This window comes from Mucilaginibacter sp. P4_G9 (genome assembly GCF_056400985.1).
Genome location: NZ_JBFUKF010000889.1, coordinates 1 through 783 on the forward strand (window position 1 = coordinate 1; position 783 = coordinate 783).

The window sequence follows — 783 nt, forward strand, 5'->3', positions numbered from 1 at the left end:
AGAAATCATAGGGGTAAATCTTTACCAGGTTCTGCCGCAAATTAAATCTCAATTTCATGATTTATTGCTCACGTGCTTAAAAGGAGAAGTTCATTTTGATGATTCTATAGTTGAAAACCAGGATGGAACATTAGCCTGGATGCGCTGGGATCTGAGGCCATGGTATAGGGGAGGATCAGAAATTGGAGGTTTTTTAATTTTAACTGAGAATATTACCCCTCTGAAACAGAAGGAAACAGAAAGCGGACAGGTTTTAGAAGTTTTGAATAAAGCACAAAAAATTGCCCGGATTGGCGCGTGGAGCAGGAATTTTGTTAAAAATACAATTATTTGGAGCAAGGTGCTGAAAGAAATGCTGGAAGTACCCGAAGATTTTAGCCCGGATGAGGAAACAGCTTTGGCATTTCATAAAGAAGGAGCAAACCGCGATTTAGCAAAATTAGTACTTCAGGATGCAATTGAAAATGGAAAATCATTTGATGGTGAATTTGAAATGATTACGGCAAAGAAAAATTCAATAAAGGTTAGAATTGTTTGCTATCCGGAGTTTAATAATGGGGTATGCGAAAAGTTGTCGGGTATATTTATTGATATCACCCATCAGGTAATGCATCCTGTCGAATAAAAATCAGTTTAACATTTACGATGTGATTTAATAAATGGTTAAAATTCATTTGTTATGAATAGCATACTTCTAATTGAGGATAATTACAAAATCAGAGATAATATCGCTCAGCTTCTGACTATCAAAGGTTATCGTGTTTCAATATCTGACAATGGTAT

General features: G+C 35.6%; 1 protein-coding gene. It reads left to right on the forward strand.

Annotated features, from left to right (window positions below; genetic code table 11):
• The coding region (locus AC1DPZ_RS28375) for a PAS domain S-box protein (protein WP_477409836.1) at nucleotides 1-625 on the forward strand (625 nt) is incomplete at its 5' end.
• Nucleotides 626-783: the final 158 nt, after the last annotated feature.